We start from the raw sequence: 19,060 nt of genomic DNA on the forward strand, positions 1-19,060 counted from the left end.
TTGGTTCTTTCAGAGGACCGTATCGGCAAACTCAATCCATCTCCTTCAAAATCCATGTAAGCATACATAGAACGCGCTCTTGACACTTCTCCTCCGTGGAAGGATAATGTGATTAGCCTGAGTCAGGAGACCGGTCATGCGTGAGACGCTGTGCTGGATGGGCTCGCTCGCCATTATTACTTCGAAGAACTATGCAGACGCTTCGGCGAAATTCGGCTTTCGGAGCGAGACAAGGAGTTTTCTCAAATCTCTCGCAAATAGCGAAAAGAGGCTTGCGCGGGCGCTCCTTGAGTCAGCCGCGCGCATTGAAAAAGCCAAGCGGAGGGCGATTGCGCCTTCAGCGCTTAAAGATTCAAGGAATTCAAGGGAGATCGTCGAAGACTCGTATTCCTTTCTCAGGTCGGCCCTTTTCACTGACGAGCACGCCTTTCTTGAAGGCCTCCTGCAGTGCGAATACCTGAAGTGGAACCGCCTCACAGCGCCCATCTCAGAAGGGCTCAGGGCCGGTCCGGAAGGGCCGGCAGGCGTACTTGCCGCCTCTCAGAGGCATAAGAGGCGGATAGAGCGTTTCCTCGAATCCATAGGCCATTCCAGCCCTGCCGCTTTCAGGCTCAGGGCATCCGAGCCGGTTTGGGTCGAGAGGCTCCTTGTTGTCGGCGACTTCGACCCCGAGGTCTTGGATCTCCTCCGGGCCGAGGGCAGGGTTGACCTGGCCCGGAACGGCAGGGACGCCGTGGAAAGGCTTTCGGACCGTTACTACGCGCTCGTAATGACCGAGACAGGTCTTCCGCTCCTCGACGGCATAGAGCTCTGCAAAAGGGCTTCCAGGAAATATCCCGGCATAGAAGAGCGGTTCCTTTTCATGTACGACTCGCTGACCGGACAAGACCGCGATTTCATTGTCCGGAAGCGTATAAGGCGCCTTAAGAAGCGGTCGCGCCCCGAGAAGGTCAGGAGCGAGGCGGCCCGGATACTGGAGCGCTGAGAGGTTGCCTTGATTCTATTCCAGGAGGAGCGGGATGTCAGTCGAAGCCTATGTCTTCATTGAATGCGAGCACGCCAAATCCAAGGAGGTGCTCGACAAGATACTCCAGATAGGCGGGGTAAAGGAGGCCAGGATAGTCACCGGCCCCTACGACCTGATAGCCCTCGTCGCGGCTTCGAATTTCAAGGTGCTCGGGGACGTCGTCATATCCAAGATACAGTCGGTCGAGTACGTCAAGAGGACCCTTACCAACGTCATCATAGACTGAAGCCCTCCTGCTGCGGGCCGCCAGGCCCCGCCCAAGGGACCCGTGCTATACTTTCTTTATGAGAAGCAGGGTCTCGATATCGCAAAACCACGAAATAGAGACTGCAATGAGGGGCGCCCTCGACGTGCTGGACGGCCTTTCAGAGCTTTTTGTCGGGAAGCACGTCGCCATAAAGCCCAACGAGACCTGGGCGTCGCGGGACGACCTGTCCGCCTGCGTCCAGGCCGATACCGTCCGGGCCGTAATCAGGTACGTGAAAGCGTACTTTCCCAGGAAGATAACCGTCTCCGGCGGGGCAGGGGCAGGGGAGACGGACGAGATCTTCAGGCTCCTCGGCATTGACAGGGTCATAAGGGATGAGGGGGTCGAGTTTTTCGACCACAACAGGCCGCCCTTCAGGCCCGTCCCCCTCGAGCACGGGCCGCACAGGGAGGTGATGGTGAACGGGCACATATTAGACTACGACACCGTCATCTCTCTCGCCGCGCACAAGGAGCACCATCTCGCGGCTGTCACGCTCACCATGAAGAACATCGCCATGTCATACCCCGCGGGAGACTTTTACGGGCACCCGAGGGCAAAAAGCCTCCACCCGCACGGCATGTTCGACGACATACACTCGTTCATAGCGGCCATGTGCAGGAGGTTCCCCATTGGCCTCGGCATAATCGCCGGGCACCCTGCAATGACCGGGACCGGCCCTATTGGAGGCTTTACCTTTGAGAGCGGCATGGTGATCGCGAGCAAGGACTGCGTTGCCGCCGATTCCGTAGGCGCGCACATACTGGGTCACGACAGGGTGGCGCATGTAATCGAAGCGGAGAGGCTCGGGGTGGGAACAGCCGACCTTTCAAATATCGACATATCAGGTGTCCAGCTTCCGGAAGCCGTAAGGATATTCAGGGAAAGGGAGCGGAAGGCCGCCGCTTAGTCGTAGAAGGCCCGGATCTCGTCCCTCTTCGCGGCGATCTTTTCGGAGAAGCCCAGGAGCTCGTCCCCGGTGAGCTTGAGAGACGCGAGTATGTGAGCGTGCACGGGCGAGCAGTAGGCGTATTTTTCCCTCGGCTCGGTGACGATGAGGTTCGCGAGATAGATTATCTGCGCAAGCGGAGGTATGGCTTCCATCTCCTCGAGGCATTTCTCGGGCCTGTGGTGGTACTTTACGGCGAGCGTGCAGTCCTCAGGCAGCTTGCACTTGTCCACGAACCATTCGCCGACCTCGGCGTGGTCCGCCCCGAAGACCTCAGCTTCCCTTTCAATGCAGTTCCTGTCGAACGAGCACACCTCGAGGTATTCCTTGCTCAGTATCTGAAGAAGGAGCGGCCTGCCGATGTCGTGGATCAGGCCCGCGAGGAATGCGGTTTCCTTGCTGACCATGCCTGTCCGCCTTGCCAGCATGCCGGCGGCCATCGCAACCTCGAATGAATGCCCCCAAAGAGACGAGATGACGGAGTTGGTCTTGTTGTTCTTGAGGAAACTGAAGAGGGTGGTCGATATGGCCAGCCCCTTCACCATCTCAAAGCCCAGAACGAGGATGGCCTGGTCTATCGTGTTGATTTTCCTGGGAAAGCCGTAGAAGACCGCATTCGAGACGGCGACGACACGGGTGGCGATGGCCTGGTCGCGCTCGATGATATTCTCCAGGTCGGAAATACCGGACTTTGGGTCCTCGGTCACCTCGATTATCCTCTTGAGTACGGCAGGGACAGTGGATATCTTGAGGACCTCGAGGACCTTCGAGCGTAGAGTTTCCCTCTTCGCCTTCCCGGTCTTTCCGGAATGGATTTCTTTTACCGTATTACCCATATAGTCACTGTATACTTCTTATCGGACAGGGGCATACAAACTTGAGCGCAAAAACGGGACGATATCGAAAAAAGGCTGTTCGGGCAACCCATATGCAAGTATTCGAAACAAATATGTTTTTTTTAGCCTGGGCCCTGGGCTGATATCCGGCAGCCTGAAAGGGACCTCCGGTTGAAAAAGGATGGGCTATAAAAAATCAAGCGGACAGAGTTCAGCCCTTTTTGATGAGATAGCATGGATGAGTAGACCAAAGGGAGGTCGCAATGGCTGGAGCGCGAAAAAACTCGCATAAGGCCTCAAATGTCACGACCGACCACGAGGAAATAAAAAACTGGGTCGAGTCCAGGGGAGGGCATCCGGCGTCAGTTAAGCGGACGCGCGAGGGGGACGGCTCAGGCATACTCCGGATCGATTTCCCCGGATACGAAGGGGGGCGGGTCGCTTGAGCCAATATCCAGGGAGGAGTTCTTCGAGCAGTTCGAGAGCCGAAAGCTCGCATTCCTCTACCAGGAAAAAACGGCTTCCGGAGAGGTCAGCCGCTTCAATAAGATTGTTTCGAGGGAGGAATCTTACTTATGAAAAACTCGTGTTTGTTGCTGGTTAGCGCACTTTCCTCATGCAGAGTATGAGGCGCGCCGATGAGTATGTGATGATGCATTCGCCGTCACCCGGAAAGACAAAGAGAGGCTCCATGGTTTCAATCCATTTCAGGAAAAAGGAATACCCATGGAGAAGCAGTTCAGGAACTGGTCTGACCTTAACAGCAAGCCTTTCAACAAGAACGAGGTCCATCCGTACACACGGTGCCGCGGCATCCTGATGAACGGGATTGAGACCGAGGCAACGATATTCCTAAATCAATTAGCGCGGCATAGCAACGATATGGACGTAAAGAGGAGCGTCGCGGCCACCCGCAGGATTGAGCAGCAGCAGCAAAAGGCGCTGAACTGGATGATACCGGCGTCGCGTACGAGCAGGTGGCGGTGGAGCTTACGGCCTGGCTGTGCCAGAACGAGCCGGACCCTTATCGGAAACCGAGTTCGTGCCGAGAGGCGAGCTTAAGAAGGATTCACGCTTATCTCCTGAAAGGAGAGCATCCTGTAGACCGCCTCAGGGAAGCTGCCTGAGAAATATCAGTCAGCCACAAAAAAGGGCTATGGCGCATGCCGTAGCCCTTTTTTTTCGTGGTATTCAGCCATTAAAAGCCCGTCACCGCCACATGGCGTTTATGTCGCATAATGGATATTATGTCAAATCAAGGATGGTTCGGCTGGAGAGTGACAGATAAGCGGGCCCCCTTCCGTGAAGTCCATCCTCATCTTTGAATTTGTTTGTTATCTCAATATGTTGACAGAGGTTGTTGAGAAAGAGTCTTATATTTTTAGCAACGGCCTTCCTAAGTTACACGCGCCTTCTATCCCCTCGGGTGCTTTCCCTTATGCAGGTTCTTGAGTCGTTCGTTCGTTATGTGGGTATATATCTGGGTGGTGGATATGTCCGCGTGCCCCAGCATGGCCTGGACTATCCTCAGGTCGGCTCCCCTTTCAAGGAGGTGTGTGGCGAACGAGTGGCGTATTATGTGGGGCTTGCACCTGGCCCTGCCTATCCCTGCCAGAAGTGCGTACTTCTTTATCAGCGCCCAGAAGTTCTGGCGGGTCATACAGGCGCCTCTTGCGGTAAGAAAGAGCGCCCCTGTCTTCCTGTTGCCGGGGAACGAGGGCCTGGATTCGTCGATATACCTCTTGAGCCAATGCATCGCCGCGTCCCCGAGCGGGACCATCCTTTCCCTTGAGCCCTTGCCAAAGGCAGTGAGATAGCCGCCCTGGAGGCTTATGTTGTTTGTATGGAGGTTCGTAAGCTCTGACACTCGTAGGCCGGTGGCGTAGAGCGTCTCAAGCATGGCCTTGTCGCGCAGCCCCAGCGCGTTATCCAGCGAAGGGGCAGAAAGAAGCCTCTCAACCTCGTCTATAGAAAGGAACTCGGGGAGCTTCTGGCGGACCTTGGGCATGTCCACCCTGGAGCATGGAGACTCGTTTACGGCCCCCCTTCCGGCAAGGAACTTATAAAACCCCCTCAGGGTCACAAGGGCCCTGGCGTACGACCGCGCTGAAAGGCCCCTTTCGCTCGAATGTTTCAGAAAGGACGATATGTCACCGGGGGTCGCCTGAAGCAGGTCCTTTCCGGCCATGTACTCGCTGAAATTAGAGAGGTCTTTCTTATAGCTCAGGCGGGTATTCAGGGAGAGGCCCTTTTCCACCACGATGTGGTCGAGGAAGGCCTGTACAGGGTCCCTCCCCAGGCAGCTCATTTCGCCTCCGGCTCAGAAGGCTCGGTAAGTACCTTATACAGCTTATCGGCTATGTCGTTCAGGCGGTCCTTGAAAAATACCTTCTGCCCGAATATGTCCTTTACGTAGAAGATGTCCGCGGCCTGGTCGCCTTTTGTCGATATCTTGGCGACGAATATATAAAGGCCGAGCTTCGAGAGAGTGCTCGTGATGTCGTAGAGAAGCCCGATCCTGTTCTGTGTATGTATGTCCAGCACGGTGTAGGCCTCCGAGACCTCGTTGTCTATCTCGACGGTCGTCTTGACCCTGGGCCTGGCCTTGCTGTCGAGTATCGACGGCTTCCGCTTCCTTACAAGCGTTTCGACCTTTACGCGGCCCGAGAGCACCCCGGCAAGGTCTCCCTCGATCTTCTCAAGCCTTGTCTCGTCGGTTATGAAGCCTCCCAGGGGGCCTGTAACCTGGAGTATGTCGAGCGCGATGCCGTTCCGGAGCGTATTAATCTGCGCCCCGAGTATGTTCACCCCATTAGCGGCCATGACGCCGGTTATCATCGAGAAGAGCCCGTGGACGTCATGGGTGCAGATGACAAGCTCGGTATATTCCCTGAAGGTGTCCTGCCTGACCTTCATCGCGTAGGTCTTGTTCCCGAAATCGCTCAGAATCTTCAGGTGCTCGGCGATGAAGTCGGGGCTGGTCGAGAGGAAGTAATTCGCCGGAAGGAGCTGAAAAAAATCCTCGACCGCAGCGCTCCCGAGCCCCTCGGGCGCAAGGAGCGCTGCCACCCTCTCCCTCACCTTCCTGAGCTTTGCCTCTGATTCCTCGGGCTCGAACGTGCCTCGCTCAAGTACCGTAAGCGCCTTGAAGTAAAGTTCCTGGAAGAGGGCGCCCTTCCACTGGCTCCAGACATCCGGCCCCACGGCGCGCACGTCGGCGAATGTAAGGAGATATAGCAGGTTCATCCTCTCGATGTCGCCTACTTTCCTGGCGAACTCGATTATAAGCTTCTCGTCGTGAAGGTCCCTGTACTGGGCCGTGTTCGCGAGCAGGAGGTGGTGGTTTACCAGGAACCTCACGAGGTTCGCGTCCTCCTCGGCGAGGTTCAGGCGCCTGCATATCTCGGGCATCATGGCCGCGCCCTTTTCGGCATGCCCCTTTCCGTGCGCCTTACCGATGTCGTGGAAGAGGACCGCGAGGTAAAGGACCTCGGGGTTCGGTATCTCCTCGAAAAGGTTCGAAAGGAGCGGGAAATCGGATTTATACTGTCCCCGGAGCCTCTCTATTTCCCTCACGGCGAATAGCGTATGGGCGTCGACGGTGTAGACGTGATAGAGGTCGTGCTGCACCCTGCAGCTTATTTCCTCGAACTCGGGGATGTACCTGTCGAGGAGCTTAAGGCGGTGCATCTCGCTCAGCGTCTTATGGACGCTTTTTCCCCTGAGTATCTTGAAAAATGACGCCGCGGCTTCCTTCGAGGTGCGGAAGTCGTCGCCGGCGGTCACCAGCCCCTCGAGGACCTGGTCCTTCGCCGACTGGTCGAGTTCCACGTCGAACGCCTGCGCGTATTCAAAGGCCTTGAGCGCCATCGCAGGCTCGCGCTGGATGGTGTCATCTGTCCTGGTGAAGAGATGGCCGCCCGAGATGTAGAAGTTCCTGTCTATCCGGACCTTCTTTCTCGGCCATTTTAACGTTTTCTTTTCCCTGTGCAGCGCCCTGGAGAGCATGAGCCCCGAATAGTGGCTTATGTCGGACGCGTGGCGGTAATAGCGCTGCATGAACGCCTCTACCGCGAGGCATTTGTCGGTGCTTTCAAACCCGATGAGCTTTGCTATCCGTTCCTGGTGGTCGAACGTGAGCTGGTCGGTCTTCCTCCCGGTCGTGAAATGGAGCTCGTTTCTTACCCAGAGGACGAAATCGAGCGAGACCTCGAGCGCCTTCCTGTCGCGCTCGCTCAGGAGCCCGAGAGAAAACGGCTCGACCGGGCTCGCGTGCCTGGCCTTCAAGGCCCAGACGGCCGTATGGAGGTCCCGGAGCCCGCCCTCCCCCTCCTTGACGTTGGGTTCGAGTATGTAGACCGAGCCGCCGTACCTGGCGTGGCGCTGCCTGGTTTCTTCGAGCTTTTCGTTTATGAACGAGGCGGACCTGGCCCGGTTGAAAAGGTTCTTCCGTACGCTTTTTCTGAGGGATTCGAAGAGGTCCGCGTCGCCTGTAAGGAACCGGAGGTCGAGGAGAGCGGTCATGGTCTTCAGGTCGTCCTTCGCAAGCGTAATGCACTCCGGCACCGAGCGGATCGCGAACCCCAGGTCAAGGCCCGTGTCCCAGAGGACATAGAGCATCTCCTGCGTGAGCTCCTCGACGGGCTTAGTGAGCCGTCCCTTATGGACGAGCATGAGGTCTATATCGGAGCGGATATTGAGCTCGCCCCTGCCGTAGCCTCCTATTGCGACGAGGGCGGCCTTATCGGATGGGCCGAGGCGGATTGAGTTCCGGGCGAAGAGGGCTTTAAGCAAGCCGTCGACCACGGACGTGTACGCGCGGCATACCTCGCGGCCCGTGGCTCCGGAGAGGTGCGATTTCCGGATCTCCGCTTCGTGCTTCGAGAGGTATTCCTTTGCGACCGGAGCGAGCGGCCCGTCTGCCTTGATGAGCGTATCCGGCATGAGTACGCGCGGCATAAGTTCAGGCCTCGCCAGGGCCGTTCATATAGCTCAATACCCCGTCCGCAATGCCGTCCACGGCCTCTTTCAGGTATCTCGGGTCTTTAAGGCGTTCCTCCTCCAGGGGGTTGCTGATAAACGAGACCTCCACGAGCACCGCGGGCATCTTCGTGCCTATGAGGACATAGAACGGCGCGCCCTTGACCCCGTTGCTCCTGACGTTCCTGTAGCTCGCGCGGAGTTTCGAGACGAGGCTGTCCTGCACGACCCCGGCGAACCGCGCCGAGTCGTTAGTCTTCGCTGTCTTTATGAGGTCGTTCAGTATGAACTCAAGGTCGCTCACCGACCTCGTCGAGGTCGCGTTCTCCCGCGCGGCCACCCTCTTGGCCTCCTCGTCGTTCGAAATGCCGAGGATGTACGTCTCGATGCCGGAGGCCGTCCTCCTCGGGGCGGCGTTCACGTGGATGGATATGAAGAGGTCGGCTTCCTCCCTGTTGGCTATGGCCGTCCTTTCCTCGAGTGGCACGAACACGTCCCTGTCCCTGGTCATGACGACCTTCGCGCCGGCCTCGCGCTCGAGCTTTTCCCTGAGCATGAGCCCGAGCTTGAGGTTTATGTCCTTCTCCTTGAGGCCTGTCCTGCCGACGGCCCCTGGGTCCTTGCCGCCGTGGCCCGGGTCGATGACTATCTTCCTGACCTTCAATCCGAGCTGCTGCGTGAGGCTGGGGTCTGAAAGCGGCAGGCCCCTCGGGTCCTGCCGTATCTCGGGAAGCGCCTTCCCGGTCCGGTCCCTTGCCTGCCTTATGACCTCGTCCTTTCCGGCAGGCTTCTCGCCGGTCACGTCGATCACTATCCTGTACGGGTCGGTAAGGTAGAATATCTTGAAGTCCTGGATGGACTCTATGTCGAGGACCACGCGGACAGTATCGGTATCGTACTGCCCGGCCCTTGCGGCTTTCAGGAGCCCGTCATTTATGGGTATGGAGCGCGCGAGCTCCGGCGAAAGCATGGCGCCCGATATGTCTACGTAGAGCCGCCTCCATTCGACGCTTATGGAGGGGTCCTTGCGTAGGAGCCGGTGCGTGAACGAGGCCTTGTCGCTTACGTTTATGACGACCCTGGTGTACGTGGGGTTGGACCAGTGGCGGATGTCGGTAACGGCGGCCTTTGGCGCGGCAGGAGACTTCCCGGCCGATATGAGGAGCAGGGCCAGCGCGAGCAAAAAGAAAAGGGCCGGCCTGGCTGCGGGGCTTTTCAATCAAGCATCTCCTTCAATTTATGAAGAGCGGTAATGGCCTCGATGGGGGTCATCGTCTCGACGTCGATGCGCCGGAGCCCTTCCCTGAGCTCGTCCCTGCCTCCCAGGAGGCTCATCTGCCCCCGCTCGCCTGGCCTGTCCCCGCGGGCCGCGATCCGTGGCATGCCCGATTCGGTAAGCTCTCCGGTCTCCAGGTTCCTGAGTATCTCCCTGGCCCTTGATATGACCTCGTCAGGGACTCCGGCGAGCCTGGCCACCTGTATGCCGTAGCTCCGGTTAGCTCCGCCGGGAAGCACCTTCCTGAGAAAGATTATCTTTTCGTTCCACTCCTTGACCGCCATATTATAATTTTTGACCCTTTCCTTTGTCAAGGAAAGCTCGGTCAGCTCGTGGTAGTGCGTTGCGAAGAGAGTTTTTGCGCCGAGGGAAGGATTGTCGTGAATGTGCTCGACCACGGCCCACGCTATGGAGAGCCCGTCGAACGTTGAGGTCCCGCGCCCTATCTCGTCAAGCACTATAAAGCTCCTCGGGGTCGCGTTGTTGAGTATGTTCGCGGTCTCGCTCATCTCGACCATGAAGGTCGAATGGCCCCGCGAGAGGTCGTCGGACGCCCCGACCCGCGTGAATATCCTGTCGACGACCCCGATGGAGGCCTGTGCAGCCGGGACAAAGGAACCTGCCTGGGCCATCAGGATAATAAGGGCGTTCTGCCTCAGGTAGGTCGACTTGCCTGCCATGTTCGGGCCGGTCAGGATAAGGATTCTCTCGTCCTCATTCAGCATCAGGTCGTTCGAGACGAAATCGTCGGCGCCTGCCTCCACGACCGGGTGCCTGCCGCCCTCTATTTGGATCGCGTAGCCCTCGTTCATCTCGGGCCTCGAATACCCGTGCCGCTCGGAGACCTCGGCCAGGGAAGAAAGGCAGTCGAGTGTGGCTACCGATTGAGCGGTCGCAAGCACCCTTTCGATATGATCCTTGAGCTCTTCGGCGAGCGAGGCGAAGAGGGCCGATTCGAGCTTAAGCGCCCTCTCCTCCGCCGTAAGGATCTTTTCCTCCCATTCCTTCAATTCCGGGGTTATGAACCGCTCGGCGTTCACGAGCGTCTGCTTCCGGATGTAGTCAACAGGGACGCTCGAAAGGTTGGTCCTCGTTACCTCTATATAATAGCCGAATACCCTGTTGTAGCCTATCTTGAGGGAGCTTATCCCGGTCCTCGCCCTCTCCTTTGTTTCGAGCGACGCGATCCAGTCCTTGCCGCCGGAGCCGATTCTGCGGAGCTCGTCGAGTTCAGGCGAGTATCCCTCGCGGATTACCCCGCCGTCTTTGATGGAGTGCGGAGGGTTTTCGGAAATTGCCCGCCCTATCGACTCAGCGGCTTCGGCTACCTCGTCGAGGGAGAGTCCCTTAAGGAGTGATGAGGAGAAAGGCCTGAGCGAATCGTTGATTTCAGGTATCGTTCTCAGGGATTCCCTTAAGGATGCGAGATCCCGCGGCCCAGCGGCCCCGAGGGAGAGCCGCGCCGTAAGCCTCTCAAGGTCGTGAACGCGGGAAAGGGACTCCTGGAGGGACGTCCGGATGCCGCGGTTCCGGATAAGTTCCTCGACCGCATCCAGCCGCTCCATTATCGCGCCCGCATCCTTCAGCGGGTGGAGGAGCCAGCTCTTGAGCCTCCTCCCTCCCATTGCGGTCCTGGTCCTGTCGAGCACTGAAAGAAGCGTGTTCTCGCGGCCCCCGTTTTTCATGTTCCTGGTTATCTCAAGGTTCCGCCTGGTGGACGAATCGAGGACGAGGAAGTCGCCGGTAAAATAGGGCTCCGGCTTTCTCGCGTGCCTTAGCTCCGCCTTCTGGTTCGAGCGTATGTATTCGAGGAGCGCCCCGGCGGCAGCGACCGCCTGTGGCATGTTCGCGCAGCCGAAGCCGTCGAGGGTGGCGGTCCCGAAGTGGGCGTTAAGGCGTGCCTCTGCGTCAGTGAGGGAAAACCTCCTGGCCTCGATTGCGGTCAGCTTCTTTACAGGCGAATCAGGGAAGGCGAAGGCGTCCTGGGAGCCATCGGGGATGACGAGCTCAAGCGGCCTTAAGCGACGTATCTCCTCTATGAGCGGATGCGCTCCGGTTAGGCTTGTGAGCCTGAACTCGCCCGTGGATACGTCCATGTACGCGAACCCCGAGGCCTTGCCGTCCGCGTACGCCGCGGCTATGAAGTTATTGGCCTTGGGGTCGAGGAGCTCGTCGTCGAGCGCTATCCCGGGCGTTATCACGCGGGTAACGGCCCTTTCGACGATGCCTTTCGATTCCGCGGGGTCGGTCGTCTGCTCGCATATGGCGACCTTGTGTCCCTCACGTACGAGCTTCGCTATATAGCCAGCGGCCGCGTGGTAGGGGACCCCGCACATGGGTATCTCGCGGTCGCGGTCGCGTGATGTAAGGGCTATCCCGAGGACTGACGAGGCGAGCTTAGCGTCCTCGAAAAACATCTCGTAGAAGTCTCCCATCCTGAAGAAGAGGACGGAGTCGGGGTGCGCTGCCTTTATTTCCAGGTACTGGCGCATGGCCGGTGTAGTTGCGCTTTTGGTCATGGGTCGGTCCGCGTCGATTTGAGCTTGAAAATGTATACTCAGCCTGCGTGCGTCATACTATCCAGTCCTGCTGCTCGAAGTCCTCCGGCGGCACGGTGAATATGAGATAACCCTTTACGGGCCAGCGCTCCACGCCCCTCTCGTGGGCGTTTATGTTGATATAGAGCTTGATCTCGTCGCCTTTCCCTGCGTCGAGAAGCGAGAGCGGTATCTCGACTTCGGCGACGGCGTCCGCGGCCACGCGAAGAGTGGTCTCGTCTCCCCACTTGTCGCCGTACCTGACGGATATTGTCCCGTCCGCGTTTTTTCCCTCTATTTTTGCGGCTGCCTTCACCTGCCTGGGCTGCATGAAGGTGACCGTGAAACTCCACGGCCCCTCGAAGCGCCCAAGCTCCTCGATGTAGTCGAAACGGAAAAAAAGCGACTCCCTTGAGAAGCCGTAGGATATGGAGTCGACGAGCCCGCCCTGGAGTTCCTTGTGCATCGCGCTCCCGAAGTAGGTCCGCTCGAGCTTGCCGCATGAGAGCCACTCGAAGTAGTCGGAGATTATGCCGTCCACATTTGGAGAGATGAGGGCCCTCGGCTCGGAAGGGGGCCTGTAGCCCTTTATCTCAGAGGATATGGGCATCTCCAGGTAGTCCGGCGGTGGATTCCCGATAAGCTGGTAGATCCTCTTTATGCGCCGCCTGAAAAGGGCGTCGAAATCCTCGTCGCTCATCGAGGAATGCTCCTCGCCGTACCACCAGAACCAGTCGCTCCCCTCCGCGGCGTAGACCTCCTCCCATGCCTCGCGCACGTTTTCCTTAATTCGCCTCTCCTCAGGGGTGCCGCCGAGGGCCTCCTCGTATTTCACGAGCGCGTCCCGCGCCTCTGATATGTAGTCCCAGGCCGTGTTGTCCTCGACGTGGCCTATCCATATCTTGAAGTTGTGGTTTATCCACGAGCCGGGAAAGAGCCAGTCGAGCCGTTCCCTTTTAGTCTTCATGTCCAGGAACTCGCTTATCGTAACGCACCTCAAGGCCGGGTGGCTGGAAAGCTTCGAATAGAGGGCCCTCAGGAAATCCCTGCCGTCGTTCCTGAAGTGCTCCCACGCGTTCTCGCCGTCGAGTATTATGGGGACGACGTGCTCGCCTGGATTTTCGAGCATGCCGTGTATGCGCGCAAGCCTTGATACCATGTCAGAGGCAGCGTGCTCGGCGTCCATTTTGGAGTAGTCGAAACCGATAAGGTCCGAGAGGACATGGTCCCTGAAAAAGAGTACGGTCTTACCGCCTTCCGAGTCGATTTCATAGGGCTTGTAGAGGAAAGTATCGTAGCAGTTGCCCATGTGGTCGCGCCTTATCGGACGCCTGAGCGTATTGGAGAGTATCTCCTCGTCGGTCGCGAGCCACTCCACACCCTCGGATGCAACGATGGGCAGGACGTCCATGCTTACCGAGCCCTCGGAGGGCCACATGCCCCTGGGCATCGCGCCGAAGGTGTCCTTGTAAAGCTCAAGGCCCCTCCTTACCTGCTCCCTCGCGTCCTCGGGGTGCCTGAAACGGGCCTTGGGGAGGGTCGCCCAGGGCATGGCTTCCCTTGCAGCGTCGCTGTCGCAAAGTAGCGGCAGTATGGGGTGGTAATACGGGGAAGTGGAGACCTCGATTATGCCCTTCGCCCTGAGCTCCGCGTACTTGGGTATGACCGTGCCAGCTATATCAGTCTGCTTCCTTAGAAGCGCCGCCTTCTCCTCTTCGGTATAGCCCCCACCCTTTGAGTAAAGGGCGCTTAGGAACCGGTCCTTTTCCCTTATCGAAGGGTCTATCCAGACGAGGTTATAGAGCACCTGGAGGTCGAGGAAGTCCTGGTCGTTGAAATACCTCAGCGAATGGAGGACCTCGTCCCTGTCGTTCGATATGCCCCTTTTCCTGAGGAGATCCCAGAACCTCGGGAGCGGCCGTATCATGTGCTCCCAGTTCGCCTGGAAAAAGAACTGGAGCATGAAGACCTTTTCCTCGGCCCCGAGCTCCTCCGCCCTTTTTCCGCTCAGCCGCCTGTACTTGTCCCTTGCCTTCCCGGAGGCGTACTCGTTTATCTGCTCTATGAGGCATGGCACCAGGTTGAAGGTCTGGTGCACGTCCGGGAACTCTTCCAGTATCGCCGCCATGTCGTAATAGTCTTTCGTGGCGTGGAAGAGGACCCACGGGAGCGTGTACTCGCCGGTCAGCGGGTCTTTGTATAAAGGCTGGTGCATGTGCCAGACGAAGGCAATGTTGAGTTTATTGTCCATTCCATCCCTACTTGGGTTCGAATACGGTAAGCTTTCCCTTGTTTGTAAGGATGGCGACCCTTGAGTAGGCGGAAGAGGCGTTTGCGGAAATATCCGAACCGAGCGTGGCAGTCCAGGTGGTCGAGCCGTCCCCGAGGCTTATGGCCTCTATATGCCCCTTGTCCCTGGAAAGGAAGCCGAGCCCAAGGAAGGCCTTCTTGAAGCTCGAAAGCACGAACAGCTCCCCTCCGGAAGCGAAAACGCTCGATGCTGCGCCAATCGAAAGCTTCTTTTTCCATAATATCGCCCCGGAAAGCCTGTCGAGGGCCACGATGTCGGTCTCCCCGACAAGGACGATGCTTTTCCTGTCCGGCACGATGAAATCACGCGCCTTGACGATGCCGTATACCCCCTTCACCTCGCCGGTGGCGGCATCCAGTGCCTGCACGGCCTCGTTCCCGTCTATTACGAATACCGTACCGTCCTGGTAAAGCGGCGACCTCCGCCATTTTCCGGCCTTGTCGAAGCCGCTGATTACCTGCCTTGACCAGGCCTCATCGCCAGTCTCGGCGTTGAGCGAGACTATATGACCATCCGAGAAAAGGAAGAAGAGCGCGCCGTCGCCTGAGTACGCGGGAGAGCCGTATATCCTGGGGCTCACTACGGTATAAGTAGCCCTGCTGTAAGTCCATTCGCGCACGCCTGTCCCGGCGTTGAGCGCGTGCACGCGGTCGTCCTGCGAATTGAAAAAGAGCCTCCCGCCGCTTACGACCGGAGAAGAGAGTATCTCGGAGCGGGCCTGGTACTCCCACAGGACCTTGCCGGAGTGGTCGAGGCAGCGCATCACTCCGTCAGCCGAGCCGAAGCAGACCATCTCGCCCGTCACGGCCGGCGATGCCTCGATCGGCTGCCTTGCGTGATAACGCCATTTCACCTTGCCGGTAGAGAGGTCCACGGCGTAGAACCTGTCGTTGGTGGAGCCGACGTAAAGAAGGCCGCCGTGTAGCGCAGGAGTCGAGAGCTGCTCCTTTGGAAATGGCCGAAGGAGCCTGAAATCGGAAATGTCCTTCTCCCAGGAGACCGCGAGCGGGAGGCTTACCTCGGCGGAAGAAAGGTTTGTCCGCGATTCGCCGGAAAGATGGGTGCTCCAGGGCGCGGTGTCAGCGAGCGGCTTTGCCGCGCACCCGCCGAGGATGAAGGCGGCAGCGAGGCACGCTCCCGCTTCAGCCCAGCTTCTTTTTGACGAGTTCCAGCGCATTGTCCTGTATTCTCCTGAAGTCATTAAGGCCGAGCCCGGCCCCGAGCGCGACCTTCCCGGCCCTTTCATCGCTGACGAGGTCGCCGGGCGCGTGGGCGTCGGTGTTTATCAGCATCCTGGCCCCTGTCTTTTTTGCGAGAGCAGCAACATGCCCGTTCGAGATGCTGTGCCCTGCCCTGCAGGTTATCTCAATGTGCACGTTTTTTTTGGCGGCGGCGATGCATTCTTCTTCCGTTAGGAGCCCGGGATGGGCCAGTACGTCCACCCCTGCCTTGATGTAGGCCATGTTCGTGCCTGGCTCTACGGGCTCGGCAAGCGTTTCGCCGTGGCCGACTACGATGAGCGCCCCGAGCGACCGCGCCTTCCTTACGAGCGCGGGTATGTGCGCCGGAGGTATGTGGGTAAGCTCCACCCCGGCAAGGAGCCTGAAGCCGCTCCCTGAATCGAACCTGCGGGCCACCCTCGCGATCTGCTTTACGACCGCTTCGATGTTGGAGTCGTCCACATGGTCGGTTATTGCCATCGCGGTATAACCGGCGACCCTCGCCCTCCTGACCAGCTCGGAAGGGATTAGGGCACCGTCGCTCAACATGCTGTGCGTGTGGAAGTCTATCATCGGGCAGTCCTTTCCTTGTCCGGTTATGTTGCCCTGTACCGCGGCCTTTTACACCGCCTTTGCTTCGCTTAAAAGGCTTCCAAAAAGAGAATGGAAGGCCCTGGCAGCCGTTTCCTCCCCGTCCTTGCCGAGCCTGTAAAGCGGCTCGGCGTCCGAAAGCCCGAGGCCTTTCCTGCATGCGGCGTCGTCAAGGACGCCCATTACGACGTGCACCGAAGGCGCCCGTTTCTTGAGCAGTATGTCTCGCTTCGCGTCGAGCAGCTCCTTCAATTGAGAAGCCCCCTCCTCGCAGACGAGGAGGACAATTCCAACGAGGTTCCCGGAGAAGGCCCTCCAGAGCGGGCCGGTACTCTTGACGGTCGGCACGGAAAAAAGCGACAGGTCGATGCCGCCGCTCAGCCTGAACGAGCCTACCTCGCCGAGCGGGTTGACCATCGAAAGCTCCGGGAAGGCCGACTTCGTGTTCAGGCTGAAGCCCGGCAGGTCCCGGCAGTGCCTTATGAACTCAGCGACCACTGTCGCGGACGTGGAAAGGAGGAGTATCTTCCCGTGCCCCGCGCCTCCCGACACGTTCGCGATCTTTTCGCGGATGCTCAACACCTCGTCGGCGCTGAGGAACTCCCTCCTGGCCTCCGCCCCCTCGCCCTTTACCTCAGCCAGGATCCCCTTTGCCGCGAGGGCGGCAATCGTCTGGTATACCTCGTAATCCGGGAAGGCCGAGCGCTCGACTACGTCCCTGACCCTGGCGTTCGCCTTTACGAGCTGTACTACATCGTAGACTATGGGCTGCAGGCCCTTGGGCACGGACTCCGCGGCCGGGCTGAGCTTGAGAGCTGAATCGGGCGACGGGAGCTGGTTTTTTTTGCTGCGGTACTCGTCTACCTGCCTCATGCCCTCCATTAGGAGGTTGCCCGCGGAGGCCTTTATCCTCTTTGGAGCGGCCACCGCCTTGGGGATGAACTCGAACCTGCCCTCGGTCCAGTGGAACATCCTGAAGAGCGCCTTTTCGCGCTCGGCATTGTCGAGCGACGCGTTCAGTATGTCCCCCTCCTTTATGAACACGCTCCCGGTCCTTCCGTCTGAGGTGACCTTGAGCTCCCCTTCCTTCCTGTTGAGGTGCAGGAATTGCAGGAGGTCCGCGAGGGACATGTGGCTCAATGTGCCCTCTATCTCCTTCGACGCCTCGTCCCCGGCGGCAAGGAGCGACTGCCGCATCCTTGCGTACGTCTCCTCGAAGTTGAGCGGGCGCTTGAGGAAGATGTCCACCCCGGCCCTGAAGCCCCTTATCTCGGCCGCGGCATCGGACACGATTAGGAAAGGCACCCGCGAGGTGTGCGGGTTTTTCCTCAGCGTATGGAAGAGCCGCTCGCCGCCTATGACCGGGAGCGCGGTGTCGACGGCAATGAACGAGGGGCCCTCCTCTATGGCGAGCTCAAGGGCGCGCGCGCCGTCCGGCGCGACGACGGTCTCCATGCCCATGCCGGAGAGAAATGACGAAAGCGCGCCTGCCTCCTCCTTGTCCCTGAGGCCGATAAGGACCTTTGTCCTATTCACTTACCCGAGCTGCTCCTGTAGAGAGTATTCCTGCTGGAACTTGGTAATGAGCCCTTCCACCAGCCCGAAGTCGGAGGTATGGAAACAGGAGAAGGTCGCCCCCCAGTTCTCCTTGCAGACTATTGCGTATGCCGTCTCCTCGTTGAGGAAGAAGGTGAAGAAGGTCTCCCTTAGCCTCGGGTCGTCCAGGAGCAGCGGGAGCGCGTTCCTCACTTCCCAGATGCTGCCCTCTCCCTCGCCGACCAGGAAGACCCTGGTAGCGACCTGCCCGGCTGAGCCGAGGTTCTTGACTACAGGGAGCGACGCGGATAGGCTCTTCGCGGCGTAATACATTATGCCGCGCCTCGCGGGCTCCCTGGCGATCTCCCTGATTATGAGCTCGTTCACCTGGTCGAGGAAGAACTCCGAAAGGTCCTGGCCCGCGCCCGCATCGAAGCTCGAATACTCGTAATCCTTGAAGTTCCTGGAGGTAAGCTCCCCGAGTATCTCCCAGAAGAGCTTATTGCCGAAACCTTCCTTCTCCCAGACGGAGGCCCTTCTCTCCTCGGCCTTCCTGATAGCCGCGAGTGCAAGCTCGCCGAAAGCCCTTCCGTCCTTGGGAAATGTGGCCTGCGTTATTACGGCGTTCCGGCAATTAGCAAGCCCGTCAAGGGCCTTCAGAAGCTTCCTTGCCGTTACGGCCGCGCCGAAGTAGTCGGTCTCGGGCAGTATTATCATCACCCGGCCGCCGTCGTAGAGGCCGGCCACGTCGCAGTCCCTCGTTGCCGCAACAACGCGGGAGGCCAGCCCTTCGAGGAGGCCTGCGTCGGATTTGCCTTCGCCGAGGTCTATCAAGACGGCCGAGAACTGTGCGTTATACCTCTTGGCGCGCGCGGCCTCCAGGCGGCCGTATTCGCCGAGGAAGAAGCTGTCGTAAAACCGCTCTACATTCAGCCCCTTTGCAAGGGCTGGCCCGCTTTCCGTATTCAAAAGAGACTCCAGGGGGTAGGATTAAGGAACCGCTACATCTTGTATTTCCCGAAATCTCCCATCGGGATGTCCTCGAGCGATGCGGACGCGTCCTTCGCCTTTTCCTTGCCCTCGCCCTTGAGCTCCATGCTCCTGGACTTGTCGAGCACACCCGATTCGACGAAGATAGGGGCGTTTGTCCGGAGGGCCAGGGCTATCGCGTCGCTCGGCCTCGAATCGATGGTGAACTCCCCTGCCCTGCCGGTCATGTGTATGGTCGCGTAGTAGACGTTGTCCTTCAAGTCCGTCACCTCGACCTTCTCGACTGTCGCGCCCACCTGCTTCAGGACGTCCCTCAAGAGGTCGTGCGTCATGGGCCTCGTGAACTGCACCTTCTCGAGCTCGGAGGCGATGGCGCTCGCCTCCAGCACGCCTATCCAGACCGGGAGCGCGTTCTTCTCCTCGTCGTCCTTGAGTATCACTATGGGCACGTTGGTGAAGGGATCTATCGTAAGTCCGAAGACCTTCATCTTCAAGAACATGGCATACTCCTTCCTTGCTTGGGAGGCTGCGCGGGACCTTTTGCAGCCCGGTTGTGGCCC

Annotated in this window: 14 protein-coding genes and 1 pseudogene; 4 read left to right on the plus strand and 11 right to left on the minus strand. The window is 58.8% G+C overall.

The genetic code is table 11. The annotated features are described in order from the left end of the window. Positions 1-136 precede the first annotated feature (136 nt). The 3 genes from QY316_06535 to QY316_06545 are packed head-to-tail and all read left to right on the plus strand — an operon-like array spanning position 137 to position 2,184. Entirely contained in the window at positions 137-985 is an 849-nt protein-coding gene (locus tag QY316_06535) for a response regulator (GenBank protein ID WKZ34051.1), read from the plus strand. A 34-nt stretch (positions 986-1,019) separates the two neighbouring features. After that, a complete protein-coding gene (locus tag QY316_06540; GenBank protein ID WKZ34052.1) occupies positions 1,020-1,253 on the plus strand; it encodes an Lrp/AsnC ligand binding domain-containing protein in 234 nt (77 codons plus the stop codon). Positions 1,254-1,311: 58 nt separating this feature from the next. Beyond that, positions 1,312-2,184, plus strand: a complete 873-nt coding sequence (locus QY316_06545; protein WKZ34053.1) for a DUF362 domain-containing protein — start codon at positions 1,312-1,314, stop codon at positions 2,182-2,184. Here QY316_06545 and QY316_06550 read toward each other — a convergent pair. Beyond that, entirely contained in the window at positions 2,181-3,059 is an 879-nt protein-coding gene (locus QY316_06550) for an HDOD domain-containing protein (GenBank protein ID WKZ34054.1), read from the minus strand. The genes QY316_06545 and QY316_06550 overlap by 4 nt on opposite strands. A 263-nt stretch (positions 3,060-3,322) precedes the next feature. Between QY316_06550 and QY316_06555 the strand changes: the two are divergent. After that, positions 3,323-3,638, plus strand: a pseudogene (locus QY316_06555) (hypothetical protein). Between the two features lie 835 nt (positions 3,639-4,473). Here QY316_06555 and xerD read toward each other — a convergent pair. From xerD to QY316_06605, 10 genes are read right to left on the minus strand one after another with little or no spacing between them, the layout of a single operon-like run. Next, on the minus strand, positions 4,474-5,367 hold the full coding sequence (gene xerD, locus QY316_06560) for a site-specific tyrosine recombinase XerD (GenBank protein ID WKZ31587.1): 894 nt from the start codon (positions 5,365-5,367) through the stop codon (positions 4,474-4,476). Continuing rightward, a complete protein-coding gene (gene glnD / locus QY316_06565) occupies positions 5,364-8,018 on the minus strand; it encodes a [protein-PII] uridylyltransferase (protein WKZ31588.1) in 2,655 nt (884 codons plus the stop codon). Before glnD ends, xerD begins: the two co-directional genes overlap by 4 nt. A gap of 4 nt (positions 8,019-8,022) precedes the next feature. After that, positions 8,023-9,258 carry an N-acetylmuramoyl-L-alanine amidase gene (locus QY316_06570; protein WKZ31589.1) on the minus strand — a complete coding sequence of 412 codons (1,236 nt, stop codon included), beginning with the start codon at positions 9,256-9,258 and terminating at the stop codon, positions 8,023-8,025. Next, positions 9,255-11,834, minus strand: coding sequence for a DNA mismatch repair protein MutS (gene mutS, locus QY316_06575; protein WKZ31590.1), 2,580 nt, complete (start codon positions 11,832-11,834; stop codon positions 9,255-9,257). Before mutS ends, QY316_06570 begins: the two co-directional genes overlap by 4 nt. Positions 11,835-11,886: 52 nt before the next feature. Further along, entirely contained in the window at positions 11,887-14,103 is a 2,217-nt protein-coding gene (locus QY316_06580; protein WKZ31591.1) for a glycoside hydrolase family 57 protein, read from the minus strand. Between the two features lie 7 nt (positions 14,104-14,110). Further along, complete coding sequence (locus tag QY316_06585) at positions 14,111-15,340, minus strand: PQQ-binding-like beta-propeller repeat protein (protein WKZ31592.1); 1,230 nt, start codon at positions 15,338-15,340, stop codon at positions 14,111-14,113. Further along, positions 15,306-15,956: a histidinol phosphate phosphatase domain-containing protein gene (locus QY316_06590; protein WKZ31593.1), complete on the minus strand. Its 651-nt coding sequence runs from the start codon at positions 15,954-15,956 to the stop codon at positions 15,306-15,308. The genes QY316_06585 and QY316_06590 overlap by 35 nt, the downstream gene beginning before the upstream one ends. Before the next feature lie 48 nt (positions 15,957-16,004). Next, positions 16,005-17,510 (minus strand): DUF4388 domain-containing protein, encoded by a 1,506-nt coding sequence (locus tag QY316_06595; protein ID WKZ31594.1) that lies wholly within the window; start codon positions 17,508-17,510, stop codon positions 16,005-16,007. Continuing rightward, the gene (locus QY316_06600) at positions 17,511-18,479 is read right to left on the minus strand and encodes a hypothetical protein (protein WKZ31595.1); all 969 of its coding nucleotides are present in this window, start codon (positions 18,477-18,479) and stop codon (positions 17,511-17,513) included. Positions 18,480-18,511: 32 nt separating this feature from the next. Continuing rightward, a complete protein-coding gene (locus QY316_06605) occupies positions 18,512-19,000 on the minus strand; it encodes a bifunctional nuclease family protein (GenBank protein WKZ31596.1) in 489 nt (162 codons plus the stop codon). Positions 19,001-19,060: the final 60 nt, after the last annotated feature.

This window comes from Thermodesulfobacteriota bacterium (genome assembly GCA_030583865.1).
Lineage (GTDB): Bacteria > Desulfobacterota > GWC2-55-46 > GWC2-55-46 > GWC2-55-46 > UBA5799.